Source organism: Mesorhizobium sp. CO1-1-11 (assembly GCF_020164995.1).
GTDB classification, from domain to species: Bacteria; Pseudomonadota; Alphaproteobacteria; order Rhizobiales; family Rhizobiaceae; genus Mesorhizobium; species Mesorhizobium australicum.
In genome coordinates, this window is the sequence record NZ_JAIUHE010000003.1 from 158,817 (window position 1) to 179,378 (window position 20,562).

The 20,562-nt window shown below is 65.0% G+C and carries 19 protein-coding genes; 2 read left to right on the forward strand and 17 right to left on the reverse strand.

Annotation, left to right across the window (positions count from 1 at the left end):
- Together fliR and flhA are read right to left on the reverse strand one after the other, a co-directional pair.
- Positions 1 to 753: a flagellar biosynthetic protein FliR gene (fliR, locus tag LB554_RS04675; RefSeq protein WP_140619428.1), complete on the reverse strand. Its 753-nt coding sequence runs from the start codon at positions 751 to 753 to the stop codon at positions 1 to 3.
- On the reverse strand, positions 750 to 2,837 hold the full coding sequence (gene flhA / locus LB554_RS04680) for a flagellar biosynthesis protein FlhA (protein WP_015315887.1): 2,088 nt from the start codon (positions 2,835 to 2,837) through the stop codon (positions 750 to 752). The genes fliR and flhA overlap by 4 nt, the downstream gene beginning before the upstream one ends.
- A gap of 115 nt (positions 2,838 to 2,952) precedes the next feature.
- Between flhA and LB554_RS04685 the strand changes: the two genes are divergently transcribed.
- Positions 2,953 to 3,252, forward strand: a complete 300-nt coding sequence (locus LB554_RS04685) for a putative quinol monooxygenase (RefSeq protein ID WP_015315888.1) — start codon at positions 2,953 to 2,955, stop codon at positions 3,250 to 3,252.
- 234 nt (positions 3,253 to 3,486) lie between these two features.
- On the forward strand, positions 3,487 to 5,268 hold the full coding sequence (locus LB554_RS04690) for a chloride channel protein (protein ID WP_224583339.1): 1,782 nt from the start codon (positions 3,487 to 3,489) through the stop codon (positions 5,266 to 5,268).
- Positions 5,269 to 5,291: 23 nt separating this feature from the next.
- On the opposite strand, the gene LB554_RS04695 is transcribed toward LB554_RS04690, so the two are convergent.
- The 15 genes from LB554_RS04695 to fliF form a co-directional block, all read right to left on the reverse strand.
- Positions 5,292 to 6,935: an MFS transporter gene (locus tag LB554_RS04695; RefSeq protein WP_224583341.1), complete on the reverse strand. Its 1,644-nt coding sequence runs from the start codon at positions 6,933 to 6,935 to the stop codon at positions 5,292 to 5,294.
- 374 nt (positions 6,936 to 7,309) lie between these two features.
- Positions 7,310 to 7,576, reverse strand: coding sequence for a flagellar biosynthesis protein FliQ (gene fliQ / locus LB554_RS04700; RefSeq protein ID WP_013893193.1), 267 nt, complete (start codon positions 7,574 to 7,576; stop codon positions 7,310 to 7,312).
- A 13-nt stretch (positions 7,577 to 7,589) separates the two neighbouring features.
- Positions 7,590 to 7,997 carry a flagellar hook assembly protein FlgD gene (gene flgD, locus LB554_RS04705; RefSeq protein WP_140661809.1) on the reverse strand — a complete coding sequence of 136 codons (408 nt, stop codon included), beginning with the start codon at positions 7,995 to 7,997 and terminating at the stop codon, positions 7,590 to 7,592.
- Complete coding sequence (gene flbT, locus LB554_RS04710) at positions 7,997 to 8,440, reverse strand: flagellar biosynthesis repressor FlbT (RefSeq protein WP_015315892.1); 444 nt, start codon at positions 8,438 to 8,440, stop codon at positions 7,997 to 7,999. The genes flgD and flbT overlap by 1 nt, the downstream gene beginning before the upstream one ends.
- Positions 8,437 to 8,784 (reverse strand): flagellar biosynthesis regulator FlaF, encoded by a 348-nt coding sequence (gene flaF, locus LB554_RS04715; RefSeq protein WP_015315893.1) that lies wholly within the window; start codon positions 8,782 to 8,784, stop codon positions 8,437 to 8,439. Before flaF ends, flbT begins: the two co-directional genes overlap by 4 nt.
- Positions 8,785 to 8,812: 28 nt before the next feature.
- The gene (locus LB554_RS04720) at positions 8,813 to 9,856 is read right to left on the reverse strand and encodes a flagellar hook-associated family protein (RefSeq protein WP_015315894.1); all 1,044 of its coding nucleotides are present in this window, start codon (positions 9,854 to 9,856) and stop codon (positions 8,813 to 8,815) included.
- 3 nt (positions 9,857 to 9,859) lie between these two features.
- On the reverse strand, positions 9,860 to 11,314 hold the full coding sequence (gene flgK / locus LB554_RS04725; protein WP_140619438.1) for a flagellar hook-associated protein FlgK: 1,455 nt from the start codon (positions 11,312 to 11,314) through the stop codon (positions 9,860 to 9,862).
- A 27-nt stretch (positions 11,315 to 11,341) separates the two neighbouring features.
- Positions 11,342 to 12,601 (reverse strand): flagellar hook protein FlgE, encoded by a 1,260-nt coding sequence (locus LB554_RS04730; RefSeq protein WP_224530260.1) that lies wholly within the window; start codon positions 12,599 to 12,601, stop codon positions 11,342 to 11,344.
- A 79-nt stretch (positions 12,602 to 12,680) separates the two neighbouring features.
- Positions 12,681 to 13,349, reverse strand: a complete 669-nt coding sequence (locus LB554_RS04735) for a response regulator transcription factor (protein ID WP_015315897.1) — start codon at positions 13,347 to 13,349, stop codon at positions 12,681 to 12,683.
- A gap of 222 nt (positions 13,350 to 13,571) precedes the next feature.
- The gene (locus tag LB554_RS04740) at positions 13,572 to 14,159 is read right to left on the reverse strand and encodes a transglycosylase SLT domain-containing protein (protein WP_181173977.1); all 588 of its coding nucleotides are present in this window, start codon (positions 14,157 to 14,159) and stop codon (positions 13,572 to 13,574) included.
- The gene (locus LB554_RS04745; protein ID WP_224583343.1) at positions 14,089 to 15,468 is read right to left on the reverse strand and encodes a flagellar hook-length control protein FliK; all 1,380 of its coding nucleotides are present in this window, start codon (positions 15,466 to 15,468) and stop codon (positions 14,089 to 14,091) included. Before LB554_RS04745 ends, LB554_RS04740 begins: the two co-directional genes overlap by 71 nt.
- The gene (locus tag LB554_RS04750; protein WP_224583345.1) at positions 15,465 to 16,850 is read right to left on the reverse strand and encodes a chemotaxis protein MotC; all 1,386 of its coding nucleotides are present in this window, start codon (positions 16,848 to 16,850) and stop codon (positions 15,465 to 15,467) included. Before LB554_RS04750 ends, LB554_RS04745 begins: the two co-directional genes overlap by 4 nt.
- On the reverse strand, positions 16,847 to 18,214 hold the full coding sequence (locus LB554_RS04755) for a MotB family protein (protein WP_224583347.1): 1,368 nt from the start codon (positions 18,212 to 18,214) through the stop codon (positions 16,847 to 16,849). Before LB554_RS04755 ends, LB554_RS04750 begins: the two co-directional genes overlap by 4 nt.
- Positions 18,211 to 18,831, reverse strand: coding sequence for a hypothetical protein (locus LB554_RS04760; protein WP_140721456.1), 621 nt, complete (start codon positions 18,829 to 18,831; stop codon positions 18,211 to 18,213). The genes LB554_RS04755 and LB554_RS04760 overlap by 4 nt, the downstream gene beginning before the upstream one ends.
- 3 nt (positions 18,832 to 18,834) lie before the next feature.
- Positions 18,835 to 20,484 carry a flagellar basal-body MS-ring/collar protein FliF gene (fliF, locus tag LB554_RS04765; RefSeq protein WP_023781317.1) on the reverse strand — a complete coding sequence of 550 codons (1,650 nt, stop codon included), beginning with the start codon at positions 20,482 to 20,484 and terminating at the stop codon, positions 18,835 to 18,837.
- Positions 20,485 to 20,562: the final 78 nt, after the last annotated feature.

Here is a 20,562-nt window from a genome sequence, read left to right on the forward strand (position 1 = left end):
TCACCTCGCCAGCGTGAGGTCGACGAAGCCGTCGACGAACAGCGACAGCATGGTGCCGGCGGCGAAATAGAAGATCAGCATGCCGCCGGCCATGACGAAGGGCTGCGAGATGAAATAAATCGGGATCTGCGGCGTCAGCTTGTTGACGAAGCCGATCGTCAGATTGACGAGAATGGCATAGGCGACGAACGGGCTGCCGAGGCGGATGACCAGGAAGAAAGTGTCCGACACGGTGTCGGTGATGTCGACCAGCGCCGCCTGCGGGTTGAAGAAGACGTTGACCGGCGCGACCGTGTAGGACGCCACGAGGGCGCGGACGATCTCGTGATCGAAGTCGAAGACGAACAGCATCAGCAGCGCCGAGAACGAAATGATGGCGGCAAGGGCTGCCTGCGGCTCCGGTTCCTCGATCGCCGGTCCGCCGGAACCGCCATAGCCGATCAGCATGGCGATGGCCGAGCCCATGAAGCGAAGCGCCTCCATGTAGAGCCTGGTCATGGCGCCGATCAGCCCGCCGACCAGCAACTCCGAGATGATCATCGGCACCAGGATCTGCGGACGCGGATCAACGAAGGGAAAGATCTTGTCCCACAGGAAGGCAAGCAGGCCGCCGGTGGCGGCGATCGCGACGAACAGCCTGACCTGGACCGGGACGCGGGCGCTGGACAGGCCAGGCATCAGCATGAAACAGGCGCCGATGCGGCAGAAGGCGAGGAACGCGGCGATGACGACGGCCTGCGAGAGAACGCTCACGATATGGTCCCGAGCACCCTGATCTCGACGCCCTTGGCGATTTCGACATGGGAGAGCACCGGCAGCGTGGTGAACAGGCGCTCGATGATCATGCGCACATAGGGGCGGGCGTCGGGCGCGGTGACGAGGACAAAACGCTCGCCGGCTTCGAGGTGTTTCTTGATCGCCTTGGTGGCGTCCTGGCCGAATTCCTCCAACTGGCGCGGATCGATGTCGAATTCGCGCACCTCGCCCTTGGCGTCGCGCTTGAGGCTCTGGTGGAAGGCAAGGTCCCAGCGGTTGCCGAGGCGCAGCACCTTGAGCACGCCGCCTTCGGAGAGGTCGCCGCAGATCTGCTGGGCCATGCGGATGCGCACATGTTCGACGATCTGCTCGGTGCGGCGCACATGCGGCGCGATCTCGGCGATGGCCTCGATGATGAGATGCAGGTTGCGGATCGAGACGCGTTCGGCAAGCAGCAGCTTGAGCACCGCCTGCAGGCCGGGATAGGAGATGTGGGTGGTGCAGATCTCGTCGGCGAGCTTGCGGTATTCCTGGTCCTGGCGTTCGAGTAGCGCCTTCATGTCCTTGTAGGACAGGAGCTGCGGCAGGTTGTTGCGGATGACTTCCGAGAGATGGGTGAGCAGCACCGACATGTTGTCGGCGAAGGTGAAGTTCTCGCGCTTCAGATCCTCGGCGAAGGTTTCCATGACGGAGTAGGCGCGCATGCCGAAGGCGGGCTCACGAATCTCCTCGCCTGGGATTTCGGGTATGTCGCGGTTGCCGAGCAGCACCATGATCTCGCCGACGCGCATCGAATATTCGGCGACCACGGTGCCGTGCACCTTGATCTGATAGCTTTTCGGTGGGATGGCGAAGTCGTCGGCGACACGGACTTCCGGCACGACGAAGCCGTATTGCTGGGCGAATTTCTTGCGCATCTTGGACATGCGGAAGACCAGTTCCTGGTGCGAGACCAGGAGCCGGGTCGAAAGCTGCTTGCCGATCAGCAGTTCGATCTCGGCGGTGGCGAGCGAGGCCTTGACCGAGTTCTTCTCTTCCTCGGCCTTGCTCGCTTTTTCCTGGCTCTTCAGCGCCTCGGCCTCGGCGACGGCCCGGTTGTGGCGCATTGGAATGACATAGCCGAGGCCGGCCATGCCGGCGGCGAGCGCGAAGAACGGGAACAGTGGCAGGCCGGGCATCAGGCCGAGCAACACCAGCAGTGCGGCCGCCACGTAGAGCGCGCGCGGATGGGCGCCGAGCTGGCCGAACACGGCCTGGTTGGTCGAGCCGCGCGTGCCGCCCTTGGAGACCAGCAGGCCGGCGGCGAGCGAGACGATGAGCGCCGGGATCTGAGTGACGAGACCGTCGCCGACCGACAGCTTGATGAACACGTCGGCGGCCTCGCCCATGCCCATGCCGTGCCTGATGTAGCCGATGGCGATGCCGCCGACGATGTTGATGGCGGTGATGATGAGGCCAGCGATGGCGTCGCCGCGGACGAATTTCGAGGCGCCGTCCATCGAACCGAAGAAGGAGGATTCCTCTTCCAGTTCGCGGCGGCGCAGTTGCGCGGTCTTGTCGTCGATCATGCCGGCGGAGAGGTCGGCGTCGATCGACATCTGCTTGCCGGGGATGGCGTCGAGGGTGAAGCGCGCGCCGACCTCGGCGATACGGGTGGCGCCTTTGGTGATGACGATGAAGTTCACCACGATCAGGATCATGAAGACGATCAGGCCGATGACGAAATCGCTGGCCATCACCAGCTTGGAGAAGCCGGCGATGACATAGCCGGCGGCGTGCGTGCCCTCATTGCCGTGCGACAGGATCATGCGCGTGGTGGCGATGTTGAGCGACAGGCGCAGCATGGTGGCAATGAGCAGCACGGTCGGGAAGGACGAGAAATCGAGCGGCCGCTGGATCCACAGCGCCACCATCAGGATCAGCACCGAAAGCGCGATCGAGAAGGCAAGCCCGATGTCGATGAGAAAGGCCGGGATCGGCAGGAACAGAACGGCCAGGATGACGACGATGCCGAGCGCGAAGAAGACGTCGCGGCCGTTCTTGGCCACCGCGCCGGGCTGGATGCTTTCGCTGATCGCCATTCTCGTCCTCGAACCCCTGGGCTGCCGAGCATGCGACAGCCCGGCGAGGGTAGCTGGCCAAGCTTGCGCGAGGGTGGGAGAGTGAGGGAAGCGACTCTCTCGCGAAGGACACCTCATGCTGCTGATCATCGGTACGATCCGCCTGCCGCCCGACAGGCTCGACGAGGCAAGGCCGGTGATGGAGCGCATGGTTCGCGCCAGCCGCGCCGAGGACGGCTGCCTTGAATATTCCTATGCCCAGGATGTGCTTGATCCCGGTTTGATCCGGATCACCGAGGTGTGGCGCGCCAGACCGGCCCTGGATGCGCATTTCCGCTCGCCGCATCTTGCCGACTGGCGCGCGAGCTGGCCGGGGCTCGGCATCGGCGAGCGCAATCTCGTGCTCTACGAGGCCGGCGAAGCCATGCCGACCTGAGCGGTCCGGCGCCCGGATCCTTGCCGCGCTCCGGCTCGGTGTACGCATTGTGCTGAAAGGGCACGGTTAGTTCGCAACTGGCGGGCGGCCCCCTCGGCCCCAAGGCGGGAAGGCCGGATCGGGCGGTTTCGCGGCCATAATGGCGCCTTTGATGTCGGCATTGTGGTTGTCACGACGTGCCGCCCGGCGTATCAGGCGGGTCTTCCTTTGCCTTGATATCGGCGAGCCGCCCCGGTGCTTTCCAGAAACCAACCCCAAGTCTACGCCCGCCGGCTGCGCGCGGTTCTTTTGAGGTCAGTCCCTCTGCTGGAGGCACGCGGCATCGCCGTGGTCATGCTGGCGGGCGTTGTCGGCGTCATGGGCGGCATACTGGTCACCGCGATGAGCCAGATCGTACAGGACCTGCACGGGCTGCTGTTCGGCGTCCAGCCCGGCGGGCGCCTGTCTGGCATGTTCTCGCTCGCCAATCCGATACAGGCGCTGATCCCGGCGATCGGCGGTATCCTGCTCGGGATATCGGTGGTCTGGCTGAGGCTCCGGAAATTCCGCACGCCGGTCGATCCGATCGAGGCCAACGCGCTCTATGGCGGGCGCATGTCTCTGACCGATACCTTCATCATCGTCGTGCAGACGATGATTTCCAGCGGCTTCGGCGCTTCGGTCGGTCTGGAGGCGGGCTACACGCAGGTCGGCTCAGGCGTCGCCTCACGGCTGGCGCGCGCTTTCCGGTTGCGCCGCAACGACGTCCGCATCCTGGTTGGCTGTGGTGCCGCCGGCGCCATATCGGCCGCCTTCGACGCGCCGCTGACGGGCGCCTTCTACGGTTTCGAACTGGTCATCGGCATCTACTCGGTCGCCAATGTCGCCCCTGTCATGACGGCCGCGATCTCGGCGTCGCTGACGGCGGAAGTGTTCGGCGGCGTGCCCTTTCCGCTCGAGCTTTCAGGGTTGCCGCAACTCACCGCCAGCCAATATGTGCCTTTCCTGTTGCTCGGCCTGCTTGGCGGTGCTGCCTCGATCGCCATCATGCAACTCGTGACGTTGATCGAGCGTGGGTTCAACCGCCTGTCGGTCGACGCCTCGCTGCGCCCCGTCATCGGTGGTGTGCTGGTCGGCCTCCTCGGCCTGATCACGCCGCAGGTCCTGTCCAGCGGCCACGGCGCGCTGCATCGCGAGTTCGCCATGAATTACGGGCTGGCGGTGGTGGCCAGCGTCTTCGTGCTGAAGCTGGCGGCGTCGGCGATCTCACTGGGTTCGGGCTTTCGCGGCGGATTGTTCTTCGCCTCGCTGTTCCTTGGTGCGCTACTAGGCAAGTCGTTCGCCGGTGTCATGGCGCTCGTGTCGCCGGCGACCGGTATCGACCCCTCCGTCGCCGCCGTTGTCGGCATGACGTCGCTTGCCGTCGGCGTCGTCGGCGGGCCTTTGACCATGACCTTCCTGGCGCTGGAATCGACCCGCGACCTGACGCTCACCGGCGTGGTGCTGGCCGCCTCGATCATGGCGGCGATCCTGGTGCGCGAGACCTTCGGTTATTCGTTCTCGACCTGGCGCTTCCACCTGCGCGGCGAGACGATCCGCAGCGCCCACGATGTCGGCTGGATGCGCAGCCTGACCGTCGGCTCGATGATGCGCGAGGACATCAAGACCGTCGATGCGTCGACGACGCTGGCCGCCTTCCGCAAGGAATTCCCGCTGGGTTCGGCCCAGCGCGTGATCGCCGTCGACCCGGGGGATGAGTATGTCGGCGTGCTGATCGTGGCCGAACTGCATAGCGATCCCTCCGGGGGCGAGGTGCCGGTGCGCGACCTTGCCCAGTACAAGGATGCCGTCCTGGTGCCCAGCATGAACGTGCAGGCCGCCGCCGAGACCTTCCAGCGCGCCGGCGCCGAGGAACTGGCCGTGGTCGAGGACTTCGCCGACCACATCGTGCTCGGGCTGCTGACCGAGGGCCATTTGATGCGGCGCTATGCCGAGGAGCTGGAAAAGGCGCGGCGGGACCTGTCGGGCGAGGGGTGAGGCGCCGCGAACCTTCGAATTCGTCAGTGCTCGATCGGCCCCTTGGCCATCACCAACGCGGTGCCGGCGGTCGTCGGACGCTCGATGACGCGGCGCACGCGCGGCGGCTCGCTGCCCGAGTGCAGCGCCCGCAAGCGTTCGCCGACCATGGCGTCGGCTTGGGTGATGCGACCGTTATGCCTGACATATTCGAGCCAGGTCGGCGTGTGGTAGTGCTCGATCCAGATCGACGGATTTTCGAGATCGCGCGCCAGTGTCCAGTTGCGGGCGCCGTCGCGACGGCGGATGCGGCCGCGCTCGGCCATGGTGGCGAGGAATTCCGCCTCGTCCTCGTGCCGGATGATGTATTCGATCATAATGGCGATCGGACCGCTGCGCGGCTTCAGGTCGAGTGCCAGGTGCGGCTCCTTGAAGCGGTTGAGCGGGTCGAGGTTGAGCACCTGCTGTTGCGGCAGCGGCAGCACGAGGCCGATGGCGCCGCCGGCCAGCATGGCGATGGCCGCGGCGATCAGCGCCGTCTCGGCGCCATGCGCGTCGGCGACGACACCCCAGATCCAGCTGCCCAGTGCTATGCCGCCGAAGGTTGCGGTCTGGTAGACCGACAGAACCCGGCCGACCACCCAGCGCGGTGTCGCCATCTGCACGGTGACGTTGAAATGCGAGAGCGCGATCACCCAGCAGGCACCGCCGACCAGCAGGCCGAGCGAGGTCTGCCAGGCATCCTGGCTGACGGCGGCGTTGAAGGCGCAGGCCGCAAAGCCGGCGAAGGCACAGCGCACCATCGTCTCGCTGGAGAGCAGCTGCCGCAGCCGCACGCTGATCAGCGCCCCGCCGACGGCGCCGATGCCGAAGGCGCCCAGCATAATGCCGTAGGTCAGCGCATCGCCCTTGACGACGTCGCGCGCCACCAGCGGCAGCAGCGCCAGCACCGCGCCGGCGCTGAAGCCAAAGGCGGCGCCCCTGACCAGCACCTTGCCGATATTGGGCGACATGGCGACGTAGCGCAGGCCGGCGCCCATGGCGGCCCCCAATGACTCGCGCGGCAAGGTCGAGGCCGGCAGATCCGGCTTCCAGCGTGCCAGCACGACGATAAGCCCGACATAGCTCACCGCGTTCGCCGCGAAGGCCGCGGCCGCGCCGGCGGCCGCGACGATGATGCCACCGATTGCCGGGCCGACGCTGCGTGTCAGGTTGAAGCCCATGGAATTCAGCGCCACGGCGGCAGGCACCTTGTTGCGCGGAACGATGTCGCCGACGGAGGCCTGCCATGACGGGCTGTTGAGTGCCGTGCCGCTGTCGATCAGGAAGGTAAAGGCCAGCAGCGTCCACGGCGTGATCAGGTCCAAATAGGTGAACGCGGTCAAAAGCACCGAAACGACCAGCATGAAGGTCTGGGCGACCAGCATCACCTTGCGCCGGTCGAAGCTGTCGGCGATGGCGCCGGCGACAAGCGCGAACAGCATGATCGGCAAGGTGGTCGAGGCCTGGACCAGGGCGACCTGATAGGGCGAGGTGGCGATGGTGGTCATCATCCAGGCGGCGCCGACGCCCTGGATCAAGCCGCCGAAATTGGAGACGAGGCTCGCGCCCCATACGGCCCGGAAGATGCCATGCCGGAACGGCGCCAGCGCCGAGACGCTTTCGCTATCCGGCTTCTCGTCAATCATGGATGGGTTCCTGCCACGGCGCGCTGATCCTTGCGGGGATCCGTTTCCCCGCATGATTTGCCGAAACTATGGCATCGCGGCGCAAAGGGCGAATGCCTTGCAGGGAAGATCATGGTCCAACAAGGGGATAGCGAAGGGCCACACGCTGGCGCCGCCACCGCAAACCGTCGCGCCCTGAATGGCACTCCACAGCATGTCGCGGCGAACCGGATTCGCCCACCTGCTGTAAGCTTCTGATTCTATGCACGTCGTTGTTCCGGAACCGGGAACCACTTCGGGCGAAATGCATTGGCCGCAACCCGGACGCCTGCTAGCTGCGTTTCATCCCGGCGCAAATCTGGGCGGAAGCGTCGAGCACCCTTGCTGGAAATCGCTCAGAAACCGTTCTGGATGCGCTCGAAGATGACATTGGTGAAGGCCGATATCTGGCCGCCGATGAAGGGACCCGTAAGCGCCACCACCAGCATGATGGCGACGATCTTGGGCACGAAGGTCAAGGTGATTTCCTGGACCTGCGTCAACGCCTGGATCAAGGCAATGCCAATGCCGACCGCCATGGCGACCAGGACCACCGGAGCGGATGCGGTCAGCACCGTCCACACCGCATACTGGACGATGTCGAGTGCGTCGGCCTCATTCATGTCGGCGGTTGGCCTAGCTCGCCGGCTTGATCGACACGCCCGCGCCGACAGGGACCGTGGTGCCATCCTGCAACACCGCGATCAGTCCGTTGCTGCCAAGCGTAACCGACGCCACCGTGCCCGTTGTCTTGCCATCGGCCGAGGTGATGTTGCGGCCTATGAGAGCGTCGGCCTGCGACAGCGCCGAGGACTGCATGATCTGGTCGAGCTTGGTGTTGGTCTGCACCGATTGCTCGACCTGGGAGAAGGTGGCGAGCTGGGCGACATACGCCGTCGAATCCATCGGCTTGGTTGGATCCTGGTTCTTCATCTCCGCGATCAGAAGCTTCAGGAAGGACTGATAGTCGACCGCCGTCTTCGAGGTCGACGTGGTGGTCTGGTTGGCGCCAACCGGCACCGTCGTCGTCATGTCCACGGTCATCAGTATCGTGCTCCCACGGCCAGCGGGCGCGCGGCGCCCGGAACATCGTCATTGCCGCCAAGCGCGCGGCGTTCGAGAGGATAAAGCGAACGGATCGCCTTCAAGGCCTCGTAGATGTGATCCTCGCCGACCATGCGGTCGACCTGTTTCAGCGCGCTGCCGATCTCGGCGTCTTCGAAACTTGCAATGAGCAGTGGCAGCGAGCGGCGGAACATCTCGCGCGCTTCGTCGGCGCCAGCGGGGTTTATCAGCATGACCTGCACGATGAAATAGAGCTGCCGCAATGGCGTCGACGCGTCGTCTGCTTGGATCACATGGCTCTCGAGCAGGAACTGCACGTCGTTCATCAGCTCGATGGTGACCTTGCGGTCGACGCGGATGACCGCGCCGTTGATGTAGATCTTCTCATTGGGCTTCAGCGATAACTTCAACGTGTTGGTCATTGAATGCCGTCGCGGATGATCTGGGATACTTCGATCAGCCCCTCGAAATTGTCGGTGCGGCCCTGGCGGATGTCCTCGGCCTCGCGCAGCAGCCACAGGCCGATGGAGATCAGGTTGGCGCGCAACTCCTTGGGGAGCGCATTGTCGCTGGAACCGAGATCCTCGACGAAGGTGGTCCAGACGCGATTGGTGAAATGCAGCGCCTCGACCGCCTCCATCGAATGCTGGCCTGCCGCGGCGGCGGCCGACAGCATGTCGATCGAGCGGGTCAGGAGGTCCCGCTCGCGGTCCTTGGCGTCCGCGACGGAGGTGCTCTGAACGTCGGCGTAGGAGAATTGGTACATCGGTGGCTCTACCGTTCCGCTGGAGGTGTCAGGTCAGGTAATTCAACAGGCTGAGCTGCTGCAGGCGCGCCGTCAGGGCGAAAGACGTCTCGATATGCTGCGTCAGATTGGCGACGCGGGTCGCCGCTTCCGCCGGATCGACTGCCTCGAGATCCAGAATGTGCCGTTCGAACAGGTCGATCTGCGTCTTCATGCGGTCGCTGGCATCGGAGACGCGCTTCTGCACGATGCCGGTCTGGGATTGGACCTGGGCGATGCCGCTCAGCGCCTCGCCGACCAATTTCTGCGAGTGGTCGATGATGGTGTCCTTCGCCGCCTGGCTGATGTTGGTGGACATCAGGCTGGAGACCAAGGCCGCCGCCATGGCGAGCTTCCTGATGCCGTCGCTGTTGGCCCCGGTCGAGGTCTCGGTGGTTTCGTTGAGCGCGATGCGGCTGACGATCTGCTGGTCGGTCGCGTTCGACATGTTGGTCTGCCAGCCCGCGCCGAGGAACTGCGGCGTGACATCGTTGGTGATGAAATCGTCCATCTGGGCCGCGGTGATGTTGGCCGCGGCCGGATCACTGGGCGGGAAGCCGAACTTGGCGACGAAGGAGGCGTCAAAGGCAGCCTTGGCGGGAGAGCCGGCGGCCGTGAAATCGTTGATCGGCTTGACGTCGGTGTTGGTGCCAGCGAACAGATATTCGCCGTTGACGCTGGTGTTGAGGATCGACGTAAGCTGCTGGATCGTTGTCTGGCCGGTCGATTGGGTCAGGCTGTCGGAGTTGTCGCCCGACGACGCGGTGGTCAGGCTGGACAGGAAAGTCTGCGCGACGCTGGAGAGCTGGCCGAGCGAGGTCTGGGTGGATGAGAGCCGGGCGGCCACCAGTCCGTTGGAATCGACAACGACGTTGAGCCGGTCGAGGTCGCGCGAAAAGGTGACGGACTGGGCGGTACGTCCACCAAGTGCCAGACCGACATCGGCGACCTTGCCGGTCGAGGACTCTTTCGTGGCTTTGACGAGATCGGCCTGCATGCGCATCTGCTGATAGCGCATGGCATTCGTAAGGGCAGCAGAGGAGACAAAGGTCATGGCTTATCCCACCGCGCTCAACAGCGCCGTCATCATGTCGTCGATGGTCTTCATCATCCGGGCGGATGCCTGATAGGTGTGCTCGAGATCGAGCATCAGCGACATTTCCTGATCGACATTGACGCCGGTTGCGTTGGACAAGGCATCGGCACTGCGCTGTGCCAGGGCTTCCTTGGCGTCGGCGGCGGTCGAAGCCTGCTGACGAACGCCCTGCAACCAGCCGATCGAATTGGCGGCGTAGTCGGCAACGCTGGAGGTTGCCGAAATCCCGGCCGAGGGATCGAACGTCATCGGTTTGTCCAGCTGGTCGCCATAGGCGACCAGAAGGTTGGAGTAGGAAGCCCCGCCAGTGGTGTTGGCGACGTAGGCGACGCCATTGGCCCCCCCATCGCGCAGCAATGTCGGGTTGCCGCCGGTGCTGGGATCCATCGCGGCATTGATCTTGATCGTTCCAGCAAGGCCGTCGACGAGCGTGCCCGCGGCTGGCACCGCCGGTGCGCCCGACCAGGTGAACAGGCCCGCCGCATTGGGCATCGACGGTGCCGTTTCGGCAAAGGCGGTGATCAGGCCGCGCGCGGTTTCGTCGAGCTGGCTCTGCATGGTCGAGGCGACGCCGTCGCGCAATTGCAGCAGGCCGGCAATGGTGCCGCTGGCGGTGGTGTTGCCGCCGCTGCCCGCCGAGACCGGTACGTTGTCGATATAGACCGTGTTGCCGGCCGCACCCGCGGCGTACCCCGAAGACGGGGCGAAGCTGACGGTGCGTGGGATCGTCTCGAACAATGTCGTGCCGTCACCCGTGGTGATGACCATGTCGTTGTCGCCACGCGTGAAGGTCGACACCGGAATGTAATTGGCGATCTTCTTCAACAATGCGTCGCGTTGGTCGAGCGCATCGGAAACGTCGGTGCCTGAACGGGTTCCGGACATGACCGCGGTGTTGGCATCCTGGAACTGGTTGAGCAGCGAGTTGAGATCCTTGACGGCGGTATCGATCTGGCCGTCGGTTTGGGTACGAAAATCCTGAATGGCCTTGGAGCCTTCATTCAGGGACCGCACGACCTGTTTGGCCGCGTCGATGACGCTCGAGCCAAGATTCTGGTTGGACGGTGAGGTGGCGTACAGCTGCAGCGCCTGCTGCAGATTGCCGATCGCTGTCGAAGGCGAGGAGGCGTTGTCGACGCCATTCACCGAGACGTCGAGCTGATCCATGCCGTTGTAGAGCGCGCTCTGGCCGGCATAGGCGGACAGAGCGCCGAGGTTCTGGCGAAACAGCAGGTCGTTGGCCGCACGCTGGACATCAACCGAACGCGCGCCGGGCGTCGTGCTGGTGACCAGCGCGATGCGGCGCGAATAGTTCGGATTGTCGGCGTCTGCCACGTTGCGCGTGACGACGCTTGTCTGCCGCGAGGTGGCCAGAAGCGCCGATTGGGCGATGCTCAGTGCGGAGGAAAGCGACATGCTGGTCTTTCACGGGCGAAGCCCGGTTTATCTCTTCAGGTTGACAAGGACGTCCATCAGGTCGGAACCGGTCTGGAAGACTTTGGAATTCGCGGTGTAGCTGCGCTGGGCCGCGATCATGTCGGTCAATTCCTCCGCGATGTCGACGTTGGAATTTTCGAGCGCGCCCGAGATGATCGAACCGGCCTTGCCTTCGTTGGCAAAGCCGACACGGACCGCACCGGAGTCGGTGCCTTGCGCGTAGACATTGCCAGGCAGCGCCTTGAGCTGGTCAGGGCTCTGCACGTCGGCCAGCGGAATTTTGTAGAGCGGCTTGGAGGTGCCATCCTTGTACTGGGCGTAGATGGTGCCGTCCTTGCTGATCTGCACCTTGTCGATGGTGCTCGGCGCGTTGCCGTTCACCTGGGCGTCGGTGACGGTGAAGCCGGTGCCGAGCTGGGTCAGCGTCGACAGGTCGAGGGCAAGGCTGGCGCCGCCCGGTACGGTGAATGAAATGCCGGTCGGGGTGCCGGTGAGCTTGCCGGTGGTGGTATCGAAGGTCAGGTTGGCCGTGCCCAGGGCGCCGCCGGCAGCGTAGGGGAAGCCAGTTCCGGCTGTCGCCTTCGACTGGTCGAAGACCGCCACCTCCCAGGTGCCTGCGCCGGTGTTGGTGAAATAGACGTCGAGCAACTTCTTGTTGCCGAGATTGTCATAGGCGACCATCGACGACTTCGAGGTATACTGCGCTCCCGCCGAGTTCGTGCTGGGCAGGTTGATGGCAGCGACCGGTGTCGCACCTGCCGGCAGATTGCCGCTGAAATTGCCTTGGGTGCTCGGCGTCGCGGTCAGTCCCTGGTCGGAGATGACAACCGGCTCGAGACCTTCGAAGCCGTTCACCGTGGCCGCCGGCGTGCCATTGGCGTAGCTGTAGGCCATCAGCTGGAAACCGGCGGCATTGACCAGCCGGCCCTGTGCGTCGGGGACGAAGGCGCCGGCGCGGGTCAGGAAAGGCGTGCCGCTTGGATCCTGGACGACGAAGAAACCATCGCCGCTGACGGCAAGGTCGGAGACCGAGGTCGTGTATTGAAGCACGCCCGGATCGCTGACCGCCTGGCGGATCGTGGTGGTGACGCCACCGGAATTATAGGCGCCACCGGTCGACGGCATGATCAATGTCGAAAATTCGGCCGAGGACCGCTTGTAGCCGGTGGTGTCGGAGTTGGCGATGTTGTCGGCTGTCGTCGACAGGCGGTTCGCCTGGGCGTTCATGCCCGAAACGCCGGTCCGCATCATTCCGTAGAGGCTCATCGAGATGTCTCCGCAATATCCATGCCACTGGCTTCGAGGCTACGCGTCCTGTCTTGCGCGAGGCTGGCGCGGTGCTGCATCAGAACACGAGCCGGTAGCCGAGGAAGCGCTTGGAATCGATCGGGTCGGTGCCCAGCTTCTCGCGCAGTTTCTTGCGCAACTTGCTGATGTGGCTTTCCACCACGTTCTCTTCGACCTCTTCGTCGAAGATGCCGTAAATGGCATTGAACACCTGGGTCTTGGTGACGCGGCGGCCACGGTTGCTCGCCAGATATTCCAGGATACGGCGCTCGCGGCGCGGCAAGGGCAGCGGCTGCCCGTCGATCTCGGGATCGCGGCCGTCCATGAAGATGCGCATGGCGCCGATCTCGGTATAGGCGACGTCCTCGCTGGCGCGGCGGCGGATGGCGGTGATGCGGGCCAGGATTTCGCGGATGTGCACCGGCTTGCGGATGACGTCATCGACGCCGCTCTCGAACAACCGCAGCGTGTTTTCCAGCGAATGCTGCTCGCTGAGCGCAATGACCGGAGCTCCGGTGCGGTCGCGGATCTGGCGCGGCGAGATCGCGCCGTCGCGACAGTCGCCGATCAGGAAGGCCCGCACCGATCGCAGATCGGTGTCGGCGGCCGAGTTGACCCACTCGCCGAACTCGCCCGGCGCGAAACCGGCGCAGGCGATCCCCTCGCGGTCGAAAAGTGAATTGTAGCCCTCTGTCACGAGCTCTCGCTCGTCAACGATAACGATCATCGGCCCCGCCTCCGAATCAGCACATTTGCCCCGTGGGGAAGGCGTATCCGCTGGCGGGAATCCTGAACAACCGTCATTTCTTGTAACTAGTTTCTTGGGAGTCCGGAATCGTATCGGTTGCATTAGCGTGCAGCCAGATATGCTTGCGGGTCCAAGTCTCGGCCAAGTCGAATCGTCCGCTTCGCAGCCACGGGACTGATGTATTAGAAGTGGAAAATGCGCTTACGGGTTGCAGAAGGCGCGTGCGTTCGTGGTCCATTTGCCGAAGCCGGTGGCCACCATGTTGGCGATCACCCTGCAGACATAGACCTTCTGCGCCGGGTCGTTGTCGGGTCCGGCATGATAGCGGGCGACGGCCATGGACCAGGTCTCATGGCGGGCATGGAGGCTGGCCAGGAAGCGTGCCGCGTAGTCGACGTTCTGGCGCGGGTCGAGCATGTCCTCGACGCTGCGGAAATGCGAGGCATGGTAGCGATGGTTGATCTGCATGCAGCCGAGATCGATCAGCGTCTTGCCCTCGCGCTGGGCGTTGGCGAAGGCGGCAAGTGCTTCGTCCCGGCTTCTCGGGAAGACTGCTTTTCCCTCTATATTCAAGGCATTGGGTTGAAGGCTGCCCTTGTTTCCGGTTTCCGTCAACCCGACGGCATAGAGGATGCCGGCAGGCACGCCATAGCGGTCGGCGGCACGCAGGATCTCGGGTTCGCAAGGATTGGTGGCGGCGCCTGCGCTGCTCGCGAGGCTAGATAAAAACACCGCCGCCAGCGCGCTCGCGAGAAGGCGAAGCGGCGCGGCCATGTGCTTGCGCTTCATCATGATTACCCCTTGCGGATTGCTGACCTGACTGCTGGCCGCCGGTTCCACTGTTGCCGCCGCCGGAATTTCCGGGCTGGAAGGATGACGGATCGCGGCCGGGTGCAGCGCTCATCGAGGCGGTTGCATCCGTGCGGGTTGTAGAGGGAATTGCTACCGAAGGTTGCAGAATGGTGACCTTGTCAACCTCGAAGCCCAGCCCGCGCAGCGACTTGACGATCGCCTCGCTGTCGCTGGAAAGCCGGCGATAGGCATCGTGTGTTTCGGGCTTCAATTCAATCGACAGTTGTTCTCCGGAGAGCCGAAGATGGGCCGTGACCATGCCCAGTTCGGCCGGGTGAAGTTCGATCTTCAACACATGTGTCGGAACGGCAACAGAGCCTGTCAGCTGAGCGGTCGCGGAGGCCGTGGAAAGCGCCTGGTTCGGACCGCCATCGGCTGAAATGGCGCCGATCACGTTGAGGGCTGCCTGGCTTATCGGTGCCTGCGGCGGGGCGGGGAAGCTGCGCTCGGAAACGACGTCGATGCGTGCCGCTGCCGACTGCTGTTTTCCCGGCTCGGACCGCAACGCGGACTGGAGATCGGCGATCGATTTCAACTGCGGCGCCGCCTGCTTCGTCTCCACGCCCGGAACGTCCGCAGGCGCCTCGGGCAAGGAGCCGGCCGTGACCATACTGTCATGTTTAGGGGCGCCGGCGGCATCGCGAATGAGCCGGCCGTCGAGTTTCGTCAACGGTCCGTCGACTAGCGATACCCGCTCGGGCTTGGCCATGGGTTCGAGACCGTCACGCCCGGCGGCGGATTTCTGCCGGTGGGCCTTCGGCGGAAGCTGTCCAACGACCGCGGCGTCCTGTCCCGCTCCGGCCGCGCTCTGGTCGACCGTTTTGGTCGATGTCGAGAAATGGCGCAGGTCATGAAACGCCATCAGCAGCGCTAGATGCTCGTCGAGTGGCGTCGCGCCCGATTCGGCGGCCGGCGCGTCGGCATCGGCATCCTTGTCCGTCCCGGCGTCCTTGCCGTCCTTCATGGATTTCGCGGCAGACGATCCGCTCGGCGTGGTCCTTGCCTTGCCGGCGGGCCTAGGCTCGTCCTCGCCTGCCTTTGCCGCGAGCTTCGCGGCAAGCTTGCTCCACCGCGGATCGCGGGAGCCTGGCTCGGCCGGTGGCTGCTTCTCCGAATGGGCAGGGCTTGCGCCGCCGTGCACCATCCCTCCGAACCCGGTGTCGTCCTTCTTTCCGGACGCGGCCGGCTGCTCGGCCGTGCGCGCGGCGGTAAATCCGGGCAGGGCCGGGCCGAGGCTGGGGGTCATTTCGGGGCGGCTCCAAGCATCTGGTCGATCAGGTCTAGCTGTCGACGGGTTTTCGTCATGGCGGCGTCGGTCGGGTCTGTCGTGTCGGCGCTGGCCGCGACCGTCGGGGCCGATGCCGGCAGGACGGTTGCCGCGTCGGTTGCCGGCGCGGATGTGTTCGGCGCAGCGGGCGCAGCGGGCGCAGCGGGCGCAGCGGCCAGGGGCGCCAAGGCCGGCTTCTCGGACACGGCACCCTCGACGGGTGGCAATCCGGCGGCATCCGTGGTCGATGCGGCCGCAATTTCGGGTTCGGGCGATGGTACGACCGGCGCGGGCGCCGGATTTGCGACCGGAAGGGAAGCAGGCGGCGCCACCACTTCGCCGGCGATCGCCTGGGCCGCGTCGAGCAAGGCCCGGTCGCCGTCCGATAATTTGCTGCGGTCGATCTTGCCAAGTTTGGTGCGCACGTCCTCGATCGTATCGGAGGTCACCGTGGACAGGCTGGAATAGAGCAGGGCGCGCGGATCGTCCTGATTGGTGTTGCCGTCGCGACCCTGTTCGGCCCGCGCCGAGGCGAAGGCCGACAAGTCACTCATGCCGTCAATCGCGGCGCGGCGTGCGATACGCAGATAGATCACCTTCTCGCGCTCGGGGTCCATCATCGAGGTGATGTCGGCCAGCTTGTCCTGGCTGATCGACATATGCAGTGCAATGACGCCGGAGACGAAGGAGTCGGCGAACTGGCTGGCGTAAGGCGAATAGAGGTAGCGCTCGACATATTGGGTGGAGGCAAGCGCGAACCGCGCCGCGTCGCCCTGCGTCACGGCAATGCCGACCGAGCGCCGCAAGGCCGCTTCCTCGACCAGAGTGCCGGGGCTGAGCAGCTTGGCTTCATCGAGCAGCGTGAGTGCGGCTGCCGGCTGATCCGTGGCAAGCAATGAGCCTTTGACCAAAGCGAGGAACGCGCCGAGGTCGCCTGGCAGGGTCATCGGGTCGATCGGCCTCAGGGCTTCGATCGCCTCGCCTGGCCGGCCGTTCAGATAGTCGATCACCCCTTTGGCCATGGCAAGGTTCCGCGGATCGGAGGCGGCGCGCGATACGGCCGCCTCGACGGTCACCGGATTGCCGCCGCTCATGCCGTAGACCAGCAACGCGCGAAAATTCTTGGGATCCTTGAAATCCTCGGCGTCCGCCGCGCGCAACCGCGCATCGGTCATCTCGAGCAGCTTGGCCTGCATCGGCATCGCGGCATGATCGCCGGCCGCGATGCGGTCCTGAACGAGCTGCAACGAGCGGACCAGCTGATAAGGCTGCAGCGTGTCCTGGGCGAGGCCCGCAGACGGACAAGCCGTGGCCAGCAGCAACAGGCCTATCATGCGGCTGGTGAGCGCCGCCCGTTTCATCCGCCGGTCGCCATCAGGATCTCGATGCGGCGGTTGGCCGCCGACAGCGGATCAGCGGCATCCTTGGGCTGGCGATCGGCGAAGCCGGCAACCTCGGTGATGCGGCGTTCATCGACGCCGCCACGCACGAGCATGTAATAGGCCGAGTGCGCGCGCGCCGTCGACAGCCGCCAATTGTCGTAGCTGGCACCGCGGAAGGGACGCGCATCGGTGTGACCGTTGATGCTGATGGTGCCTTTCTGGCCGTTGACGATGCGGCCGATCTTTTCCATCGCCAGCACCAGTTCGCGGCGCGGCACCGCCGTGCCGACCTCGAACATGCCAAAGTCGAGCTGATCGGTGATGGAGATGACGACACCCTTCTCGGTGGCTTCCACCGAGACGCCGTCATGCAGCTTGTCGCCGGGCTTGAAGGCATCGGCCAGCTGCTGCTTGACGTCCGCGGCGGCCTTCAGCGCGGCGGCGGTCGGAGCCTTGTCCGTCTCGGATTTCGCGGCCTCCTGCTTCGCTGCGGCCGTGTCCGCCTTGGCCATGTCCGCGGCTTTGCCGTCTCCAGCCTCGGCCTTGGTACCGCCGGCCTTGGCATCAGCAGTCTTGACCATTGTCGCCGCGGCGTCCTTGCCGTCCCCGGCCAGGGGCTCCGGTGGTGCATCCTTGATCGGCGGCGCCGGCAGCACGGCCTTGACCTTGGCGATCTGTGTCTCGGCAGCCTTGTCGCCGGGCTTGAGCGGATCGCCCTCGACCTTGGGGCGCTGGGCACTCGCCTCGGCGCCGGGCGCGGCGACCTGCTGCGACCAGAAGTCCGGCTCGAAAGGATCGCGGTAGGACGCGCCGCCCGAGGCGCCCGTCGCCGGGCCGGAATTCTGCGCGCCGCCATCGCCCTTCTGGCTGACATTCTGCATGACGCCGGTATCCGTGGCGATCTCCGAAAGCACCGCATAGGGGTCGGCGAAAAGATGCTCGTCGGACTGTTGCGACTGCTGCGGCTCCTGCTTGTCCTGTTTGCGATTGGACGAGCCCGCGGCGCCGGTGCCGTCCTGTCCAGCCTTGGTGGTCGCTTCCTGCGGGTCTTCGGCCGTCGGCCCGGCCGTGCGCGGTCCATTGCCGAGATCCTTAAGGCCCTTGCGGCTCGACTCGCGGTCGACCAGCTTGACGGGGTTGAAATAGCTGGCGACGGCCGTCTTGGTCTGTTCGTTGGCGGCATTGATCAGCCACATGACCAGGAAGAAGCACATCATCGCGGTCATGAAATCGGCGAAGGCGATCTTCCAGACGCCGCCATGATGACCTTCGTCGTGGTCGTCATGGCCGCGCCGCACGATTATGATCTCGTGCCTGCCATGATCGGCTTCGGCGACGCTCATGACAGGACCTCGGACAGGGTTGCCGACCATTCGGCCATGCGCGTCTCGAACACGGCCTCTTCGATGGTGACCATCAGGTCGAAGCCGGGCGCCTCGATGAAGTCGAGGTTTGCGGCGCGGGATCCAAGCGACGCCTTCAGCGTTTCGAACAGCGAGAGCGGCCCGCGAACGGCGATGCGCACCGCTTCGCCATCGCCAACGGCTTCGCGGATCGCGCCGGCGAGCGCTTCGAGCGAGCGCTTCCGCAGATCGTCGCTGACAACGCCGCCGATGATGCGGGCGACGGTGGCGGCGACAAGATCCGTCACGCGCGCTTCCATGGCGTCGATGCGCGACGAGACCGCCTTGCCGACATCGCCGCCGAAACTGTCGAGAAAGGCCTTTGCTTCCTCGGCATTTGCCTGGCGTTCCGCTTGCAGCGCTGCTTCATGGGCTGCGGCAAGCCGTTCGCCGAGCGCCGCCTCCGCCTGGGCAACGGCTTCGGCGATCAGCGTGCCGATATCGGCCGTCGGTGCTGCCGCCTCGGGCTTGTGCTCGGCGGTGGCCTGCGGCTGGCTGGCGCGTTGCGCGCGCGTGCCGAAATCCGGGAGAAGATCAAAGAGGGCTGCGGAGGGCATGGTCTACGCCGCGACTTCCTGGGCCGCCCATTTGCGCAGGATCTGCGCGGTGCGTTCCTCGTTGATGTCGACCATGCGGGCAAGCCGCTCCTGCGGAGCCGGCCTGATCTTCTGGCGCAGATCGTCGAGCGGGGTGGCGCCGGCACGCGTGCCGGGCAGAGCGCCAATGGCGGCACCCGCATCGGCGGAAGCGGCTGCCTCCGGGGTGGGCAGGGAGCGCTGGACCTCATCGAAATTGGGGCCTGCTATAGCGGGCGTCGCCTTTGCCGTCAGCGCGGCCGCCATCGGCCGCAGGCCGAAGAAGGCGACCAGGAACACCACCACGATGAAGGCGCCGGCATTGATCAGCGTGCCGGCATGCTGGCCGATGGAATCGAGCATTCCCGCCTGTGGCACCGCCTCGCCGTCCAGCCCGTCGATGAACTCGACCGCCGACACGTCGATGACGTCGCCGCGCTTGTCGTCGAAGCCGGTGGCGGAGCTTACCATCTTCTGGATTTCGGCGACGCGCTTGGCGATCTGGTCCGGTGTCGCGTCCTTGCCCAGGATCGTCTTCAGCCGGTCCTGGTTGACGACGACGGCGATCGACATCTTGGTGACGCTGTAGCCATTGGAGACGGTGGCGATCTTCTTGGAGTTGATCTCGTAGTTGGTGATCTCCTCCTTGCGGTCGTTGGCCGAGGAGGTCTGCGGACCTTCGGTGCTGGTCGCCTGGGTCTCCGGCAGGTTCTGCTCGACGCTGGCCGGGGTCGAGGCCTGTTTCTGGTTGCTGTTCTCGTTGGCGCGCACCGATTGCACCGAGCGCTCGACACGGGACTCCGGATCGAAGATGGTCTCTTCGGTCTGGCGGGTGTCGGTGTTGACATCAGCTTTGACGCTGGCGCGGAAATTGTCGGGCCCGAGATAGGGCGTGAGCGCGCGGCGGATGTTGTCGCCGATCTGCGCCTCCACGGTCTGCTCGACGCCGAGCGTGCGAGCGGCACTGGTGTTGGATGGATCATCGCCCGCGGCCAGCAGATTGCCGTTGGAATCGAGCACCGTCACCTTGTCGGCCGACAGGCCAGGGACTGCGGCGGCGACGAGATGGCGGATGGACATGGCGCTCTTCTCCGCGTCGATGCCGGCGTAGCGGATGACGACCGACGCGGAGGGCTGCTGTTCGTCGCGACGAAAATTGGCGCGCTCGGACATGACGATGTGAACGCGCGCCGCCTTGATGCCCGATATCGACTGGATCGTGCGGGCGATCTCGCCTTCGAGCGCGCGCACCCGGGTGATCTGCTGCATGAAGGAGGTGAGGCCCATCGCGCCGACATTGTCGAACAATTCGTAGCCGGCATTGGCGCTGGTCGGCAGGCCCTTTTCGGCAAGCAGCATGCGCGCCTGCGCCGTGGTGCCGGCCGGAACCAGCACGGAGGTTCCGTCGGCGCCGACGTCGAAGCCGATGCCGGCCTCGCCCAGCACCAGGCCGATCTGGTTCACGTCGGAGCGATCGAGCCCGACATAGAGCGTGTCGTAGGCCGGGCGGTTGAGGTAGACCGAGGCAATGCCGATGACGCCCATCACCAGGACGGCAATGCCCGCCAGCATGGCCAGGCGCCTGACGCCAAAGCCGCGGAGATTCGAGATGATGCTCTGGATCTGTTCCGGCACGATTGAGCGACTCCCAGCATGACTGTCCGCCGGAACACTAGCCCCCGAAGCTTGTGCGAAAATGAAATCGGGCCGCGC